Origin of the sequence: Actinoalloteichus hoggarensis (assembly GCF_002234535.1) — a bacterium.
GTDB lineage: Bacteria > Actinomycetota > Actinomycetes > Mycobacteriales > Pseudonocardiaceae > Actinoalloteichus_A > Actinoalloteichus_A hoggarensis.
In genome coordinates this window covers 2,638,124-2,654,847 of sequence record NZ_CP022521.1, presented here as the reverse complement: position 1 = coordinate 2,654,847, position 16,724 = coordinate 2,638,124, and the positions used below count along the sequence as shown (strand labels likewise).

Here is a 16,724-nt window from a genome sequence, read left to right as displayed (position 1 = left end):
AAGCACAGGTCATCACGACCTGATGTCTCTCTTGATCGAGCCAGCACACGGTAACCGGAGCGCCTGCCCGCCGCCCACCCCCCTCGAACATCGAGTCTGGTGCGGCACCGCCGACCCGCCGCGGGCCCGGCCGTCGAGTGACGGCGGCGCGCCTCGGCGAGCAGCCGCCCGCCCGTCGCGGTGCGGCACGAGACCGGACGACGGGGCGGAGCGGGCAGCTCGCCGGCCGACCATCTTCATGCTCGCCCGGTGACGACCCGACGACCATTCGACGGCCCGCCGCCCGCCCGCGGACGATGCCGTCCGACCTGCCCGTTCGCTCCGATCATGCCGCACAGCACACGGGGACGCCGCCGCCCCGCGGCCACCCGTGGTCAGACCTCCGCCTCCAGCATCTCGGCAGTCACCGCGGCGTCGGTGTCGGGCACGCCGAGATCGCGTGCCCGCTTGTCCGCCATCGCCAGCAGTCTGCGGATCCGCCCCGCCACCGCGTCCTTCGTCATCTGGGGATCGGCGAGCTGCCCCAGCTCCTCCAGCGACGCCTGCCGATGTGCCAGCCGCAGTCGGCCCGCCGCGAGCAGGTGCTCGGGAGTCTCGGGGCCGAGCAGCTCCAGGGCACGCTCGACCTTGGCCGCCGCCGAGACGGCCGCTCGCGCCGAGCGCCGCAGGTTGGCGTCGTCGAAGTTCGCCAGGCGGTTCGCGGTCGCCCGCACCTCTCGACGCATCCGGCGCTCCTCCCACGCCAGCACGCTGGAATGCGCGCCGAGCCTGGTGAGCAGCGCCCCGATGGCATCGCCGTCGCGGACCACCACGCGGTCGGCGCCGCGCACCTCCCTGGACCGGGCCTGCACGCCGAGTCTGCGTGCCGCGCCGACGAGCGCCAACGCCGCCTCGGGTCCGGGGCAGGTCACCTCCATGGCGGACGAGCGACCCGGCTCGGTCAGCGAGCCGTGCGCGAGGAAGGCCCCGCGCAGCGCGGCCTCCGCATCACAGACTCCGCCGGAGACGACGTGGGCGGGCAGCCCCCGCACCGGCCTGCCCCTGGGATCGAGCAGCCCCGTCTGACGGGCGAGCCCCTCGCCGTCCGCGGCGACTCGCGCCACGTAGTGGCTGCCCTTGCGCAGCCCGCCGGACGTGATCACGTGTACCTCGGCGGTATAGCCGAAGAGGTCGTGGATCTCCTTGCGCAGTCGCCGGGCCACCGAACCCGTGTCCAGCTCCGCCTCGACGACGACCTTCCCGCCCACGATGTGCAGGCCCCCCGCGAAACGCAACAACGAGGAGACCTCGGCCCGACGACAACACGTCTTGGTCACCGTCAGCCTGCTCAGCTCGTCTTTGACCGACGCGGTCATCGCCACGATCAGTCCTCCTCTCCCTCGGCTCGCCGCGCCACACCGCGGCGGCCGGACTCCGCGTCCCGACCCTGCGCCCCCGCAGTGGCGAACGCCTCGGCCAGGGCCGCCGCCAGGGCCTCGGGATCGTGCCGCTCAGGTGCGCCGACGACGGCGACCCGACGAAGAAGCGCCGTGCCGCCCAGTGATTCGGCCGCTCTGCGCAGCCGATCCGGAGTCGGCACCGAGTCCACGTCGGCGACCACCGCGTCCACCCGTAGTCGGGGGGCGTGTTCGGAGAGTACGTGCAGGTGTTGTTCCGGTGAGAACCCGGCCGTCTCACCCGGCTGGGGCACGAGATTGAGCACGACGACCTTCCTGGCGGCCGTCCGAACCAGCGCCTCGTGCAGCTCGGGCACCAGCAGATGAGGCAACACGCTGGTAAACCATGATCCCGGACCCAGCAACACGACGTCCGCGTCCAGCACGGCGTCGACCGCCTCCGGGGTGGCCCGAGGTGTCCTGGTGGGGCCCGTCGCGTTGTGCAACCGGACTCTTTTCACTCGTCCGGGGGTAGTCGCGACGGCGACCTGACCGCGAATGCGGCGGATCACGGCGGGGTCCTCGTCCAGGCCCGCCACGTCGGCCTCGATGTCCAGCGGCTCGGTGGACATCGGAAGCACCCGACCGCTCGCCCCCAGGAGCAGTCCGGCCTGGTCCAGCGCGACGACCGGATCGCCGACCACCTCGAGCAGCCCGGCGAGCAGCAGGTTCCCGACCGCGTGACCCGCCAGCGCGCCGTGACCCCCGAACCGGTGCTCGAAGACCTCGCTCCACCGCATTCCCGGCGCGTCGTGCGTGGCCAGGGCCGCGAGGGCCTTGCGCAGATCGCCCGGGGGCAGCAGCCCCAGCTCGCGACGCAGCCGCCCGGACGACCCCCCGTCGTCGGCGACGGTGACCACGGCGGTCGGTCGCACCGCGAGGCGACGCAGGGCGGCGAGCGTGATCTGAAGTCCGTGCCCGCCGCCCAACGCGACCGCCCGCAGCCCGCCGTGCCGCGGTGTCGGCGAGTCCAGCGTCCCCGCACGCCGTGTCGTCACTCGCGTCCCAGATCCCGGTGCACGACCTTCACGGTCAGCCGATCCTCGCTGGAGAGACGACGGGACAACTCCTCTGACAGCGCGACACTGCGGTGCTTGCCGCCCGTACAGCCCAACGCCAGCGTCAGGTATCGCTTGCCCTCCCGCCGGTATCCGGCGCTGACCAGTCGCAACAGTTCGTGATAGCGGTGTAGGAACTCCTCGGCCCCCTCCTGGGAGAGGACGTAGTTGCTGACGTCGGAATCCTGCCCCGTCTGGTCCCTCAGCTCCGGGATCCAGAACGGATTGGGCAGGAATCGCACGTCCATCACCAGGTCGGCGTCCATCGGAAGGCCGTACTTGTAGCCGAACGACAACACCGTGACCCGCGTCCTCGTGCTCGCCTCCGAGCCGAAGGCGTCTTCGATCTTGCCGCGAAGCTGATGCACCGAGAGCCCGGTCGTGTCCAGCACCAGGTCGGCCTCCTCGCGCAGCCGCGACAGCAGCGCGCGCTCGGCCCCGATGCCGTCGGCGAGCCGCCCGTCGCCCTGCAACGGATGGCCCCGCCGGACCGCCTCGAACCGGCGGATCAACACCGCGTCGGTGGCCTCGAGGAACAGCACCCTGGGCTTGTAACCCCTGGCGTCCAGATCCTTGATCACCGAGGCAAGGTCCTCGGTGAACGCCCTGCTCCGCACGTCCATCACGACGGCGACCCTGGTGATCACGGAACTCGACCGGGCGCCGAGCTCCACCATGGTCGAGATGAGCTCCGGCGGCAGGTTGTCCACCACGAACCAGCCGAGATCCTCCAGGCACTTGGCCGCGGTGCTCCGCCCCGCGCCCGACAGCCCGGTGACCACCGCCACCTCGATGCCCGCCTTGTCCTGCGACCCCTGGTTCTCGGGTGCGCTCGTCACGTCCCCTCCTGTTCCCCGTTCGATGTGCTGCTCCCACCCCCGGTCCCGTTCAACGCCTGGTGCACCGCCTCCGCGGTACGCCGTCCGACGCCGGGAACAAGGCTGATCTCCGCCACGTCCGCAGCCCTCAATCTGCGGAGCGAACCGAAGTGTTTCAGCAAGGCGGACCGCCGGGTCCGGCCGAGTCCGGGGATGTCGTCGAGTACCGAGGCGGTCATCCGCCGGGAACGCTTCTGTCGGTGATAGCCGATGGCGAAGCGATGCGCCTCGTCCCGCACCCGTTGCAACAGGTAGAGGGCTTCGCTGGTGCGCGGCAGGATCACGGGGTCGGCCTCGCCGGGGAGCCAGACCTCCTCCAGTCGCTTGGCGAGCCCGATCACCGCCACGTCGGTGACCCCCGCCTGGTCGAGCTCCTCGGCGGCCGCGGCGGCCTGCGGTCCGGCGCCGTCCACCACGAGCAGGTTGGGCGGATAGGCGAATCGCTTCGGCCTGCCGGTCTCGGGGTCGATGCCCGGCCGAGCGGACGGCGTGTCGAGATCGAGGGCGAGATCGTCCGCGGCACGTCCACCGGTCGTGTCTCCGGAGGAGGCGTCGGTCTCGTCGGCCGGGCCTCCGACGGGTGCGGCCCCGGCGTCGTCCCGTTGATCCGCGGTCTCGGCCGTGGCCCCCGCACCGCTCGTGGTCTCCGCGCGGTGGCGGGCGAAGCGTCGACGGACGACCTCGGCGATGGACCCGACGTCACCGCCCTCGGCGCCCTCTCGGATCGCGAAACGCCGATAGTCGGACTTGCGGGGCAGACCGTCCTCGAAGACCACCAGCGAAGCCACCACGTCGCTGCCCTGCACGTGACTCACGTCGACGCACTCGATCCGCAGCGGAGCGCTGTCCAGGGCAAGCGCCTCTTGAAGCTCCTGCAAGGCCTTGGAACGCGCGGTCAGGTCGCCGGCCCGCCGCATCTTGTGCTGAGCGAACGCCTCCACGGCGTTGCGCGCGACGGTGCTCATCAGGGCCCGCTTGTCCCCGCGGCGCGGCACCCGGAGGCTGACCCGTCCGCCGCGCAGTCGCGAGAGCCATTCCGTCATCGCCTCGCCGTCCTCGGGGAGCCGGGGCACCAGCACCTCGCGCGGCACGGGACTGCCGCCGCCGTCGGCCTGCTCGGCGAGGCTCGCCTGCTCACCGTAGAACTGGCTGAGGAAGCGACCGACCAGGATCGGGGAGATCGAGTCTGCCGCGCCCGGCTGCCGGTCCTCGGCGTCGTCGGCCGCGTCGGAGTCCACTCCGGGTTCGGTCTCGGTCTCGGTCTCGATCCGATCCGATCCGGGGTCCGCGTCGGGACGGCTCGGGGCCTCGGCCGAGTCGGGCTCGGCGGTCTTGTCGATGACCCAGCCGCGCTGCCCGCGTACCCGTCCGCCCCGGACATGGAAGATCTGGACCGCGGCCTCCAGCTCGTCCTGTGCGAAGGCGATCACGTCGGCATCGGTGCCGTCACCCAGCACCACGGCCTGCTTCTCCATGGCCCGTCGCAGCGCCCCGAGGTCGTCGCGAAGCCTTGCGGCCCGCTCGAACTCCAGCTCCGCGGCGGCCTCCTGCATCTCACGATCCAGCCTGCGGACCAGGGAGTCCGTCCGACCGGCGAGGAAATCGCAGAAGTCGTCGACGATGGTCCGGTGCTCCTCGGCGTCGACCCGCCCGACGCAGGGCGCGGCGCACTTGCCGATGTAGCCGAGCAGACACGGCCGTCCGATCTGCTGATGCCGACGGAACACCCCGTTCGAACAGGTCCGGGCCGGGAAGACCCGAAGAAGCAGGTCCAGGGTCTCCCGGATCGCCCACGCATGGGCGTAAGGACCGAAGTACCGCACGCCTCTGCGGCGCGGCCCTCGGTAGACGAACAGCCGGGGGAACTCCTCGCCCAGCGTGACCGCCAGCACCGGGTATGACTTGTCGTCTCGGTAACGGACGTTGAACCGCGGATCGTACTCCTTGATCCAGGAGTACTCGAGCTGAAGCGCCTCGACCTCGGTGCCGACGACCGTCCACGAGACCGACGACGCGGTGGTGACCATCTGTCGCGTGCGAGGGTGCAGAGTGGCCAGGTCGGCGAAGTAGGAGGAGAGCCGCGAACGCAGGCTCTTCGCCTTCCCGACATAGATCACCCGGTCGGTGTCGTCACGGAAGCGATAGACGCCCGGCTCGTCCGGGATGGCACCCGTTGCGGGGCGATACGTCGAGGGGTCTGCCACCCGCCCAACCCTACGGCGGCGCTCCGACACCGCCGCCACTCCCGGCAGGAGATCGTGCCGATCGTCCCGCGAATCCCGGTGTCGAGACGGGTGACGACGAGAAGGACCGAGCGACGCCCGCCGTCTCCTCGGCCGCCGCGGCGGCTGCCGGGACGGCACCGCAGGGGCCCTGCTCGGTGTGCGGGCGTCGGTACGGCCGATCCGCCGCCGAGCGTGAGCAGGGTCAGCGGGCGCCGAAGCCCGCGGGTCCCGCCAGAGCCCGGACCGTGTCCCCGACGGCGGAACCTTCGGCGGAGGAGGCCACAGGATCGATGACAGGCCACGTCACGACGGCCGGGCTTGCGCCGGGCGGAAGCTCCCCGATCCGCGTCTGCCACGCCGAGGCGAGGAACGGACCGGAATCCGACGACGAGAGCGGACGGTGTTCGCGGTCGACGGCCGGGCGCGCGCCGTCCTCCTCCGCATCGCCGCCGACCCCGGAGACGAGGTCGCCGATGCCCCGGCCCAGCCACAACAGCAGCAGCACCAGGAACACCACCGCGAGGACGACGGGGACCACGAAGGCCGGGATGACCAGGGTCTCGGGTTTGAAGCTCTGGCGAGCTCGGAACCTGCCCTTCGGAGGGTCGGAGGCGTCCACGGCGCCGTCCGGGTCCGCAGGCGAGCCATCCTCGCGGCCGCGCCTCGGCTCCGGAATGGAGTGCTCGGTGAAGGACTCCTGGGCGAGCTGCTCATGGCTGGGGACGTCGTAGGCCAGGTGCAGCGCCGACAACACGGCTCGGACGTCCGAGGTGCTCCACCGTCGTCCTCCCCGGTCCAGCCGGATCACCGTCCGGCGGATGGAGTCGTGATCCCCCGCGCAGACCATGTAGTTGCCCAGTCGTCCGCTCGCGCGGTCCTGTTTGACCTTCAGATCGGGGCCCGCCACGCAGACCAGTCCCGCGACGGCGTCGTCTCGAACACCGTGCGACCGCAGATGCTCGCGCAGCGCGAAGACCAGGCGGGTGACCCGTTCCCCCGGATTCACGTCCTGCTCGGTGGCCAGGCCGGCGTCCATCCCGTCCACCGTCCAGGAGCCGCTCGTCTCGGCGCGAAGCCTGCCGCCGCGATACCAGGGCAGGGACCGGAGCTCGACGACGATGAGCATCGCGGGCGTCAGCAGGACCGCGTGGGCCTCCTGCTGATCGCCGTTCGGCATCGGGACGGGGATCTCGAAGTAGCCCAGGCCGGCCAGGCCGCTGCCCTGGCCCGCCTCGAGGAGCCGTTGCCGAAACCACGAGCCCGCGGTGCTGGACAACTGCTTCGCACGTTGTGTTCCGACGACCTGCATGCCGCCTCCTGTGCGACTGTGCACGACCAACCGGCAACCTAGCGCAGCGAATCCTCCATGCCGAGAGAACGGCGCACACACCACCGAGACGGCAGCATCGGCTCACCCTCGCGGCGCAGCGCGTGATCGACCCGATCGCACGGTGTGGCAGGCGCTGCGCCCGAAGCGGGGATGCCACTGCGCCGATCGAGGCGCCTGATCGGCCGTTCTCCTCCCTGGCGAGGCACCGGACGGCCCGCCGCGTCGACAGTGACTCACCGTTCGTCACCCGCGATCGAGAGCGTCCGCCGCACGACCACGGAACGGGCGCAGCGAGCCGGTCAGCGCGCGTGCGGGCTGTACTCGTAGTACAGCCTGCGCAGCTCCCGTATCGCCCGGACGGCGTGCTGTCCGTCGGCGGCCTGGATGGCCATCACGGACTCGTACTCGTCCTCGGGCAGCTCCAACCGTGCCCACGGTGTGCCGTCGGGGAAGGTGACGTCCAGGATCAGCGCCCACTCCAGACGCCGGGTGCTGATGAAGTTGCGGACGGTGACGCCCTCGGCGTCGACGACCAGCCGAGGACGGGCGAACACCAGCGCGCCACAACCCAGCAGAATGCCGAGACCCGCCATCGCGATCTGATCCGCCAGACGGAAATACACCCCCGTCGGCGTGTCACGCAACAGCACCGCGACCACGCCGAACACGACCATCAGCACCGCCGCGGCGCCGATCGCCACCCAGCGGACCCTGCGCGGGCGGACGACCAGCACCGGTCGCGACTCCGCCGTGGTGATCGACTCGCTCATCCCGCACTCCCATTCGACTCACGGCGTAGCTCCCGCAGCAGCGCGGCCGTGGCCAGCGCCGCGACGGTCGCCTCGCTCCCCTTGTCCTCCGTCGAATCCGGCAGGCCGCACCTGTCCAGGGCCTGCTGTTCGTCGTCGCAGGTCAGCACACCGTTCCCCACCGGGGTCGACTCGTCGAGCGCCACCCTGGTGAGTCCCGCGGTGACCGCGTCGCAGACGTACTCGAAATGCGGTGTCCCGCCGCGGATCACGACGCCCAACGCCACGACCACATCGTGGTCCCGCGCCAACTGCTGGCAGACCACCGGCAGCTCCACCGCGCCCGCGACCCGCACGACCTTCGGAGCCGGACCGCCCGCGTCGATGGAGGCCGCCACCGCCCGCTCGACCATCGTGTCGACGATCTTCGCGTGCCAGCGGGTGGCGGCTATCGCCACCCGCAGCCCCTTCGCCGAAGGAACGTCGATGCTCGGTCGTCCCCGTCCACTCATGACGTCGCTCCCGCTTCACCGCTGTAATCGGTCCGGCCCGCGGTGTCGGCTCGCTTCGCCGACGCGTCGTGGGCGCGTCTGCCCGCCTCACCGAGGTCGCCCAGTTCGTGCCCCATCCGGTCGCGCTTGGTCCGCAGGTACCGCAGATTCTCCGGGTTCGGGCGGATCGGCAGCGCCATGCGACCGGTGACCCGCAGCCCGTAGCCCTCCAGGCCGATCCGCTTCTCCGGGTTGTTGGAGAGCAGTCGCATGGACCGCACGCCGAGATCCACCAGGATCTGTGCTCCGGTGCCGTAGTCCCTGGCGTCGGCGGGGAGTCCGAGCGCCAGGTTCGCGTCGACCGTGTCCGCGCCCGCGTCCTGAAGCTGGTAGGCCTGCAGCTTGTGGATCAGACCGATTCCCCGGCCCTCATGCCCACGCATGTAGAGCACCACTCCGCGCCCCTCCTCGGCGACCGCGGCCAGCGCCGCGTCGAGCTGCGGACCGCAGTCGCAGCGCAGCGAGCCGAAGACGTCGCCCGTGAGGCACTCGGAGTGCACCCTGACCAGGACGTCCTCCCCGTCGCCGATCTCACCGAAGACCAAGGCGATGTGCTCGATGCCGTCCAACATGCTGTCGTACCCGTAGGCACGGAAGCTGCCGTGGGGAGTGGGGATACGAGCCTCGGCGACCCGCTCCACCTGCTTCTCGAACCGGCGCCGGTACGCGACGAGGTCGGCGATGCTGATCAACGCGAGGTCGTGCTCCGCGGCGAACACCTCCAGCTCCTCCCGCCGCGCCATCTCGCCCTCGTCCTTCTGGCTGACGATCTCGCACAGCACGCCTGCCGGATGCAGGCCTGCCATCCTGGCCAGGTCGACGGCGGCCTCGGTGTGCCCCGGCCTGCGAAGCACCCCGCCCTCCTTGGCTCGCAGCGGCACCACATGCCCGGGGCGCAGCAGGTCGGCGGCCGTGGATTCGGGGTCGGCCAGCAGCCGAATGGTGTGACTGCGGTCGGCGGCGGAGATTCCGGTGGTCACGCCGTCCCTGGCGTCCACCGTCACCGCGTACGCGGTACCCCGCCGATCCTGATTGCTGTGGTACATCGGCGGCAGGTCCAACCGCACGCAGTCCTCCTCCGTGAGGGGGACGCACAGGTAGCCCGAGGTGTGTCGCACCATGAAGGCCACCAGCTCCGGGGTGGCCTTCGCCGCGGCGAAGATCAGATCGCCCTCGTTCTCCCGGTCCTCGTCGTCGACGACGACCACCGGTCTCCCTGCGGCGATGTCGGCGATCGCCCGTTCGATCAACGCCAGATCGGGCCCGGACTCCGGATGTTCCTCGCTCATCGCGTCACCTCCGTCGTGACCGGGCTCGGCGACACGGGGCGAGCGGCGTGCGCGGTCAGCTTCTCTACGTACTTGGCCAGCACGTCGACCTCCAGATTGACCCGGCCGCCCGGCGCTCGCCGGCCCAGTGTGGTGAGTTCCAGGGTGGTCGGGATCAGGCTGACCGTGAACGAGTCCGCGTCGACGGCGCTCACGGTCAAAGAGATGCCGTCGACGGCGATCGAGCCCTTCTCCACCACGTAGCGGGCCAGGGCCGAGGGCAGTGCGATCCGCACGAGTTCCCAGTGCTCGGCGGGGCTGCGCTCGAGCACGGTGCCCACGCCGTCGACATGGCCCTGCACGATGTGGCCGCCGAGCCGGGCGCTCACGGCCAGGGCCCGTTCGATGTTGACCACGTCGCCGCGTTCGACGCCGTCGAGGTTGCTGCGGAGCAGTGTCTCCGACATCACGTCGGCGGTGAAGGCGCCGTCGAGCACGTCGACCACGGTCAGGCAGACGCCGTTGACCGCGATCGAGTCGCCGTGTCGGGCGTCGGAGACCGCCGCGGCGGCGGCGACCGTCAGTCGGGCGGCGTCGGGCAGACGAGTCACCTCCCGAACCTCGCCCAGTTCCTCCACGATGCCGGTGAACACTGGTGACCTCCATGACGAGTGAACGACCGTTCGAACGCGCGTCGGCGACGACGTCGAACCAGGTGTGTGCGGCTACTGCACCCGCAGTCGGAGTCTCCCACCGTCGTGGGATCGTCTCCTACCTCGGGTGTGCTGGTCTCCTGCTGGGAGATCATGATCGTCGGGCCCGCCGAGACGTCCGCCGCAGGTCGATCGGGCGGTCCTTCGTCGCGGCCGACCCCGGAGGCTTTCGACAGTCCTGTGTCCGACGTCTCACCGCTCCACTCCTCCGACGCGGGCCTCGATCCGGCGGCGCCCGGGTGTGGCGCCGACCAGCGGGAACAGCCGCAGGCCGGACTCGGGCGGTCGCGAGTACGCCCGTCGCACCGGCCCGGGCACCGCGTCACGCCCACGGTCGGTTCGCGCGAGCCTCAGCCCGCGGTTCGGTGCACGGCGCTCGCGGCCGCGACGGCTCGGGACCGCAGATGCTCCACCGCCTCGCCCGCGTCGACGGCGGAGTACACGGCCGAACCCGCGACGAAGCAGTCGACTCCCGCCTCGGCGGCCGCCTCGATCGTCTGCGCGTTGACACCGCCGTCGATCTCCACGAGAAGCCGCAGGTGGCCGGTGTCGACCAGATGCCGTGCCTGACGCACCTTGGCGAGAGTCTCCGGGATGAAGGACTGTCCGCCGAAGCCCGGCTCCACCGACATCACCAGCAGCGTGTCGTAGTGGCGCAGCACGTCGAGATAAGGCTCCAGCGGGGTGTTCGGCTTGATCGAGAGCCCCGCGCGAGAACCGGCCGCACGCAGGTCCCGAGCGATGCCGAGCAGGTCCGCGGCGGCCTCGGCGTGCACGGTGACGTTATGCGCGCCCGCCTCGGCGTAGCCGACCGCCCAGCGGTCCGGGTCCTCGATCATGAGATGGCAGTCCAGCGGGATGTCGGTGGCCGCTCGGAGTGCCTGCACCACGGGCAGCCCGAGCGTGAGGTTCGGTACGAAGTGGTTGTCCATGACGTCGACGTGAAGCCAGTCCGCGCCGGGGCGACCGTCGGCCGGGCCGACCGAGGCGGCCTCCTCGGCCAGGCGCGCGAAGTCGGCGGACAGGATCGACGGAGCGATCATGGGTCGGCGATCGACGGAGGAGGCCTGCGCCTGCCCCGAGGTCTGGAGCTTCCCTGAGGTCTGAAGCTTTCCTGGGTTCTGGGCTGGCTCTGGTGCGACGGACACGCATCGGAGTCTAAGAGACGGCCGCGGGGTCGCCTGCCGGACACCGGACGGAGGGAGAGGCGAGGAGCGGGCTCGCCGATGCCGCTCGGCACGATCCCGTCGCGATGTGCCCCGGGGACCGACACCGCCGTGTCCGGGCGTCGTGCCTCCGGACGCGCGTCTTCGCCGGATTCCGGAGTGCTCGACACGAGCCCGTCGGACGATCGGCCCGCTCACGGCGTCGACCACGGCGTCTCGGTGTGCCCGCGCCGACGCGACTCCCCGTCGGGCCGTGGGGATCGCCGCCTTCGTGCCCCGAGGTTCGACGCCACCGGCCAGGATCTCGCGATGCGCGGTCTCCGTCGAGCGGCTGCCCGTCAACGGCTCTCGTGAGGTCCACTCGATCGATATCTTGCCGATGTCGAACAACTGTTCGATCATCTGATCATGACTTCATACGGCATCCTCCGCCACGTCGACTCCTGCTCCACGGCGGCGCTCCCGGCGTCCATCGGTGAGCGCTCCTCGCACACACGGTCGCGCCGCGCTGTTCGCCTGCCCCGCCCGGTCGGCACGGCGTTCGGAATCGCGACGCGGACCGGGCCGGACACGGCACGGCGTCTCCTCGCGCTCGTCGTCGGATGCCTCCTCGGCCTCGGGCCGCCGGGCCCCCGAGGCGGGCACGCCGGGCCGGGTGCCGTTCGCAGACGCCGCGCGACGACAGGCGACGAGGCCTCCTCCGTCGCCCGCAGCACACCGCGCGACGACCCTGCCGATGCCCGCCACCCGATGTCCTCGGGGCCCGCGCGGTCGACCGCCCATGCGCCGTCGGTCGCCGCGACACAGCCGCCGCGACGGGCGACCGCCCACAACGGGGCACGACGTGGTGCCCGGACACCGCTGAGCCCGTCGGCACGGCCTACGCCCGCTCCGTCGCACCTCGTCTCGCGTGGGCGTCTCCCTGGCACGAACGGCCCCGCGCCCGGCGCGACGGCCCGGCCACCGGCCGGAACCGGACGCCCCTCAGGCCCACGGCTCGCCGCCCTCTCCGGCCGGGCCGAGGCCGACGCGGAGACGGGCCCGCTCCGCCGGACCGCGACCGGGCGCGACACCGGATGGTGTGCGTCCTTCCCGCCGGACGGGGAACCCGCCGGATCACGTGCCCCGATCGACCTCGGCGGCGAGCGCCGCGATCTGCGAGGGTCCGACGCGACAGCATCCCCCCACCAGTCGAGCGCCCGCCGCGATCCACTCATGGACGTCGTCGGGTCGAAATCGGCCGGGCCCGGTCCAAGCCCCGGCGGAGGGGTCCCACATCTCGCCGCCGTCGGGGTAGACGACCACCGGCTTCCCGCTGCACTCGGCCGCCGACCCCACCACGTCGGCGAGGCCGACCGGACTGGAGCAGTTCACGCCCACCGCGACGACGTCATCGCGGCCTCGCACCATCGCGAACGCCTCGGCGAGGGGCTGCCCGGCCCTCGTCCGCATCCCGGTGGAGCTGAAGGTCAACCAGGCGCGAAGCCCCGATCCGTCGAGTTCGGCGAGCACGGCCGCCGCCTCGTCGACGTCGGGAATGGTCTCGATGGCGAGCAGGTCCGGCTCCGCCTCGGCCAGGATCTCCAGTCGGGGCCGGTGGAAGGCTCGAAGCCGGTCCACCGTCAGGCCGTATCGCCCTCGGTATTCCGACCCGTCGGCCAGGTACGCGCCGTAGGGGCCGATCGACGCGGCGATCAGGAGCCGTCGCCTAGCCATGGCCCCGCGAGCCGCCGGCGGGCCCGGCCGTCGCGCTTCTGCCTGCGTTCCCGCCCCCTCGACCGCCCTCGACGAGGCGCCGGTCCCGTGCCTCCTGGTGTCGGCCGCGCCGAAGGTCGAGTCCGTCCAGGACGGCTCGGGGGGACCGCCGCCTCGGCGGAACCTCTCGGTCGAGAGGGCTTCCCCCTCCGCCGACACCTCGTCACGGGCTCGACGAGCGAGCGCGACGCTGGCGGACAGCAGGCCGACCGCCTCCGATCGATCGACACCAGCCGCCGCCAGGCCGGGCAGGGTCGCCTGGTAGCTGGCCGTGACGGCGATCTCCGCACCGGCCAGGAAATAGGCCCGGTGTGCGGCGACGATCTCCTCGGGAGCGTCTCGCAGGAGGCGTGCCGACCACAGCGCACCCGAGAGGTCGTGTCCTCGGCGTTCCAGCTCGGTGGCGAGCCCGCCGTCCAGCACGACGGGCCTGCCACCACTGATCCGCAGTCTGTCGAGCGGGGGCAGCCCGCCGAGGTCGCCGTCCGTCACCCGTCCCACCGTAGGCGACCGCGACCGTCACCACTCCAAGACGAAGTCTCCCTCGTCGATCACGGCTCCCTCGGCGTCGTAGGCACGGAAGGACGCGGTGTCGCCCTCCCACGCGCTGCCCATCGGGAGACGTGCGCCGTACATGCCCGCCTCGATCACGGCATCCACCTCGGTGTCGTCGGCCAGGACGATCACCAGACGGCTCACGTCCTCGGGGACCACCCCCCAGACGGCCTGGGCCTCGCCGCCCTCGATGAACTCACCCATCACCGGAGTCGTCTCGGTCACGTCTTCCGGGACATGCCTGGTGGCCCACAGACTGCTCGTGGCGCCGGGTGCCGGAGTCGCCGCGTTGAGCCAGCAGAGGCCCATCGCGGCCCTGGTCCTGGCGACGAGCATCCTCGGGATCTCGCCGGATTCCGGATAGACGGAGAAGACCGGACCAGCTCGCCACACCTCAGGGCTCGTGGACGCGGAGTCCTCCAGACACTGGCGCAGCCACTCGTTCTCCGCCACGCCCTGTCCCGGCGCCGTGCCGGCCCATTCCTCGTCCTCGGGGCCGCCCGGTTCCTCGGGGCCGGGATCGGTCGGCTCGTTCTCCCATTCCTCCATCGCATCCGGCCGGTCCTCCACTTCCACCAGAAACGGCGTGATCGGAGGGAGGTCGCCCAGCGAGATCCGCGCATGATCGGGGGCGGGGCCCGTGCGATAGAACTCCGCCGAGGGCAGGTGGTCCTCGGCGAAGGTCCGGTCGCCGTGCCCCTGGGCGAAGAACACCCCGTCTTCGGCCAAGACGTCGACCGAGACGAACCCGCGCCCGTCCGCCACCTCGAAATAGAGACCGTAGGGGAACTCTCCGCCGTACTCCTCCGGTATCCGCCCGAGGATGCTTCCCGTTCCCGTCACCTCGAGACTGGCCACCTCGCGGCCGTCCGTGGGTTCGGCGGCCCACGCCGCAGGATCGCTCACGTGTGCCCACCGTGCGGTCACGTGACAGAAGAAGCGCTGGTCGTCGGCCTCGATCACCAGGACCTGCTCGTCGAACAGGCTCTTGGCGATCGACCACGAGCCAGTATCCGGGAACTGCCCGGCCGCCCCCGCCTCGGCGACGGCCGCACCACACCGATCGATCGGCTCGTCGCCGACGGGTTCGCCAGGCCGGTCCACGTCGGAGGACGGCGCAGGACCGGCCAGGCCGTCCCCATCGCCGACGAGCGCGTTCGTCGTCACCACCGCCGCCATCGCGAGCAGCCCCACCGAGGCCGCGACGAGGACCGGTACCCGGAGGCGGCGTGCGCCCGACTCGGTGGGACGGGGCTCGCCGATGTCTCGGCGCAGCCGAAACCTCATCCGATCACGGATCTCCTGGGGAAGTTCACGACGCGGTGGAAGATCGAATTCGTCGTTCATCGTGTCTCCAGGTCGAAGAGCGTGCGCAGCCGAGAGCGGGCACGGGAGATTCGGGAGCGGACGGAGACCTCGGCGACGCCGAGCGCCTCGGCCGCATCGGTGATCGACAGCTCGCCCAGCAGACAGAGCTGGACAGCCTCTCGTTCCGCCTGCGGCAACCGGTCGACGGCGGCCAGGACGCGCCGCAGCCGATCCTCGCCCGCCAGCTGGTCATCGAAACGCTCAGCGTGGTCGGTGACCGGTTCCCGATCGCCGCCGAGCCGACTCAGTGCCCGGCGCAGTCGGCTGCTGCTACGGAACTCGGTACGGGCGAGGTTGCCTGCGACGGTGAACAGCCACGGCAGGGCGCTCTGTCGGGTCAGGCGCATGTCGCCGCGTCGCCGCCATGCGGTGAGGAAGACCGACGAGGTCAGATCCTCGGCGGTGCTCCAGGATGCGGTCAGTCGATAGGCGTGGTTCCACACTGCCTCGGAATGGCGCTCGAACAACGCACCGAAGGCCGCATGGTCGCCCTCGGCCGCACGCTGCCACAAAGCCGGGTCGGCGAGTGTGGCGTAAGAAGCCTGCTCGTCCGGTAACGGCGCCTCTCCCGCGGCTGCGGACGGCGGGCTCTTCGCCACAGCGGTCTCCTCCGGGTTCAAGTGCAAGGTCACGGTCACTAGTCGCCGAAGACGACACGATGTTGCATGCGGTCGTGGGACTGGGGGCGTGTCGAGGGCCGCTCGCCGTCGGATTCGAGGTGCCTCTCTCGGGCCGAGACTGTTCGACGGCCGGGTGGCGTGCTGCCCGCCGGCGAATCCGATCGGCGGCTCGAGTCCCGGATGCCCGGACCTCAGTGATGCCCTCGTCCCGCATCAGGGCGCTGAGAGGGCGTCCGGCGGCGAGCGCGAGACCGTCGACGAGCACCGTGGCGCCTGCGGGCATCGCGCGGTGTCGAACCGCGGGCGCGGGCGAGCATCACGGCGATCCTGCTGAGGAGGCGAACATCATCGACGGCAGCGGTGATGCCCGACGACGGCCGTGCCGAAGCGGCGCCTGTGGGGGTCCGTTCGCCGCTCGCACCACACCGGGTGCTCGGCGGCCGCCGGCTAGACTCTCGGCGACCAACGACCCGGCGAGTGTCCCCCTGGGACGAGGAGCCTCGTGTCCGTCCAGCCCATCACGTTCTTCGGTGATCCGGTGCTCCGCGCCAGAGCTCGGGAGGTCGTCGACTTCGACAAGGCGCTCCGCGGCCTCGTCCAGGATCTCTGGGACACCATGGAGCAGCAGGGCGGTGCGGGGGTCGCCGCGCCGCAGATCGGCGTGAGCCTTCGCGTCTTCGCCTATCACTGTGCGGGACACGCCGGGCACCTGGTCAATCCCACGGTGCGGCTGCTGGGGCACGATCTCGACGAGGAGCCGGAGGGCTGCCTGTCCGTTCCCGGTATGAGCAGCCCGTGCAGGCGGGCTGATCGTGTCTTGGCGACCGGCTGGAACATGCACGGCGAGAAGATCCAGATTCAGGGCGAGGGGCTGCTGGCACGGTGCCTGCAACACGAGCTGGATCATCTCGACGGTGTCCTCTACATCGATCGACTCTCCTCGGAGAGGGCCGCCCGTGTGATGCGGGACATCCGACAGACTGCCTGGTTCGACGGTGAGGACCTCTCCGCGGAGGAGTCCTCGCCCGCACTGGCACGGAGGTACTGACCGA

At 71.3% G+C, this 16,724-nt stretch carries 14 protein-coding genes; 1 reads left to right on the top strand and 13 read right to left on the bottom strand.

All coding sequences use genetic code 11. The features are described from left to right. Nucleotides 1-374: 374 nt before the first annotated feature. The 13 genes from whiA to AHOG_RS11635 form a co-directional block, all read right to left on the bottom strand. The gene (gene whiA / locus AHOG_RS11695) at nucleotides 375-1,361 is read right to left on the bottom strand and encodes a DNA-binding protein WhiA (protein ID WP_075740386.1); all 987 of its coding nucleotides are present in this window, start codon (nucleotides 1,359-1,361) and stop codon (nucleotides 375-377) included. Nucleotides 1,362-1,363: 2 nt separating this feature from the next. Continuing rightward, nucleotides 1,364-2,380: a gluconeogenesis factor YvcK family protein gene (locus AHOG_RS11690; RefSeq protein ID WP_093944377.1), complete on the bottom strand. Its 1,017-nt coding sequence runs from the start codon at nucleotides 2,378-2,380 to the stop codon at nucleotides 1,364-1,366. Between the two features lie 50 nt (nucleotides 2,381-2,430). Further along, the gene (gene rapZ, locus AHOG_RS11685) at nucleotides 2,431-3,288 is read right to left on the bottom strand and encodes an RNase adapter RapZ (protein WP_169725932.1); all 858 of its coding nucleotides are present in this window, start codon (nucleotides 3,286-3,288) and stop codon (nucleotides 2,431-2,433) included. A 41-nt stretch (nucleotides 3,289-3,329) separates the two neighbouring features. Further along, nucleotides 3,330-5,576, bottom strand: a complete 2,247-nt coding sequence (uvrC, locus tag AHOG_RS11680) for an excinuclease ABC subunit UvrC (RefSeq protein WP_093941381.1) — start codon at nucleotides 5,574-5,576, stop codon at nucleotides 3,330-3,332. Between the two features lie 223 nt (nucleotides 5,577-5,799). Continuing rightward, on the bottom strand, nucleotides 5,800-6,906 hold the full coding sequence (locus tag AHOG_RS11675; RefSeq protein ID WP_093941380.1) for a hypothetical protein: 1,107 nt from the start codon (nucleotides 6,904-6,906) through the stop codon (nucleotides 5,800-5,802). 320 nt (nucleotides 6,907-7,226) lie between these two features. After that, nucleotides 7,227-7,697 (bottom strand): PH domain-containing protein, encoded by a 471-nt coding sequence (locus AHOG_RS11670; RefSeq protein WP_093941379.1) that lies wholly within the window; start codon nucleotides 7,695-7,697, stop codon nucleotides 7,227-7,229. Next, entirely contained in the window at nucleotides 7,694-8,188 is a 495-nt protein-coding gene (gene ribH / locus AHOG_RS11665) for a 6,7-dimethyl-8-ribityllumazine synthase (protein ID WP_093941378.1), read from the bottom strand. The genes AHOG_RS11670 and ribH overlap by 4 nt, the downstream gene beginning before the upstream one ends. Continuing rightward, nucleotides 8,185-9,516 carry a bifunctional 3,4-dihydroxy-2-butanone-4-phosphate synthase/GTP cyclohydrolase II gene (locus AHOG_RS11660; protein WP_093941377.1) on the bottom strand — a complete coding sequence of 444 codons (1,332 nt, stop codon included), beginning with the start codon at nucleotides 9,514-9,516 and terminating at the stop codon, nucleotides 8,185-8,187. Before AHOG_RS11660 ends, ribH begins: the two co-directional genes overlap by 4 nt. Next, nucleotides 9,513-10,148 (bottom strand): riboflavin synthase, encoded by a 636-nt coding sequence (locus AHOG_RS11655; RefSeq protein WP_093941376.1) that lies wholly within the window; start codon nucleotides 10,146-10,148, stop codon nucleotides 9,513-9,515. Before AHOG_RS11655 ends, AHOG_RS11660 begins: the two co-directional genes overlap by 4 nt. Before the next feature lie 410 nt (nucleotides 10,149-10,558). Then, complete coding sequence (gene rpe / locus AHOG_RS11650) at nucleotides 10,559-11,251, bottom strand: ribulose-phosphate 3-epimerase (RefSeq protein WP_093941375.1); 693 nt, start codon at nucleotides 11,249-11,251, stop codon at nucleotides 10,559-10,561. Between the two features lie 1,239 nt (nucleotides 11,252-12,490). After that, entirely contained in the window at nucleotides 12,491-13,579 is a 1,089-nt protein-coding gene (gene mmuM, locus AHOG_RS11645) for a homocysteine S-methyltransferase (protein WP_245856971.1), read from the bottom strand. Between the two features lie 69 nt (nucleotides 13,580-13,648). Next, the gene (locus AHOG_RS11640; RefSeq protein ID WP_093941373.1) at nucleotides 13,649-15,031 is read right to left on the bottom strand and encodes a hypothetical protein; all 1,383 of its coding nucleotides are present in this window, start codon (nucleotides 15,029-15,031) and stop codon (nucleotides 13,649-13,651) included. Beyond that, a complete protein-coding gene (locus AHOG_RS11635) occupies nucleotides 15,028-15,564 on the bottom strand; it encodes an RNA polymerase sigma factor (protein ID WP_245856969.1) in 537 nt (178 codons plus the stop codon). Before AHOG_RS11635 ends, AHOG_RS11640 begins: the two co-directional genes overlap by 4 nt. Before the next feature lie 610 nt (nucleotides 15,565-16,174). Here AHOG_RS11635 and def point away from each other — a divergent pair. Next, the gene (gene def / locus AHOG_RS11630; protein ID WP_093941372.1) at nucleotides 16,175-16,720 is read left to right on the top strand and encodes a peptide deformylase; all 546 of its coding nucleotides are present in this window, start codon (nucleotides 16,175-16,177) and stop codon (nucleotides 16,718-16,720) included. Nucleotides 16,721-16,724: the final 4 nt, after the last annotated feature.

What these genes read in the sequence shown, in the direction of transcription:
- AHOG_RS11675 (WP_093941380.1), bottom strand. Translation starts at nt 6,906, where the DNA reads ATGCAGGTCGTCGGAACACAACGTGCGAAGCAGTTGTCCAGCACCGCG.
- AHOG_RS11670 (WP_093941379.1), bottom strand. Translation starts at nt 7,697, where the DNA reads ATGAGCGAGTCGATCACCACGGCGGAGTCGCGACCGGTGCTGGTCGTC.
- ribH (WP_093941378.1), bottom strand. Translation starts at nt 8,188, where the DNA reads ATGAGTGGACGGGGACGACCGAGCATCGACGTTCCTTCGGCGAAGGGG.
- AHOG_RS11660 (WP_093941377.1), bottom strand. Translation starts at nt 9,516, where the DNA reads ATGAGCGAGGAACATCCGGAGTCCGGGCCCGATCTGGCGTTGATCGAA.
- rpe (WP_093941375.1), bottom strand. Translation starts at nt 11,251, where the DNA reads ATGATCGCTCCGTCGATCCTGTCCGCCGACTTCGCGCGCCTGGCCGAG.
- AHOG_RS11640 (WP_093941373.1), bottom strand. Translation starts at nt 15,031, where the DNA reads ATGAACGACGAATTCGATCTTCCACCGCGTCGTGAACTTCCCCAGGAG.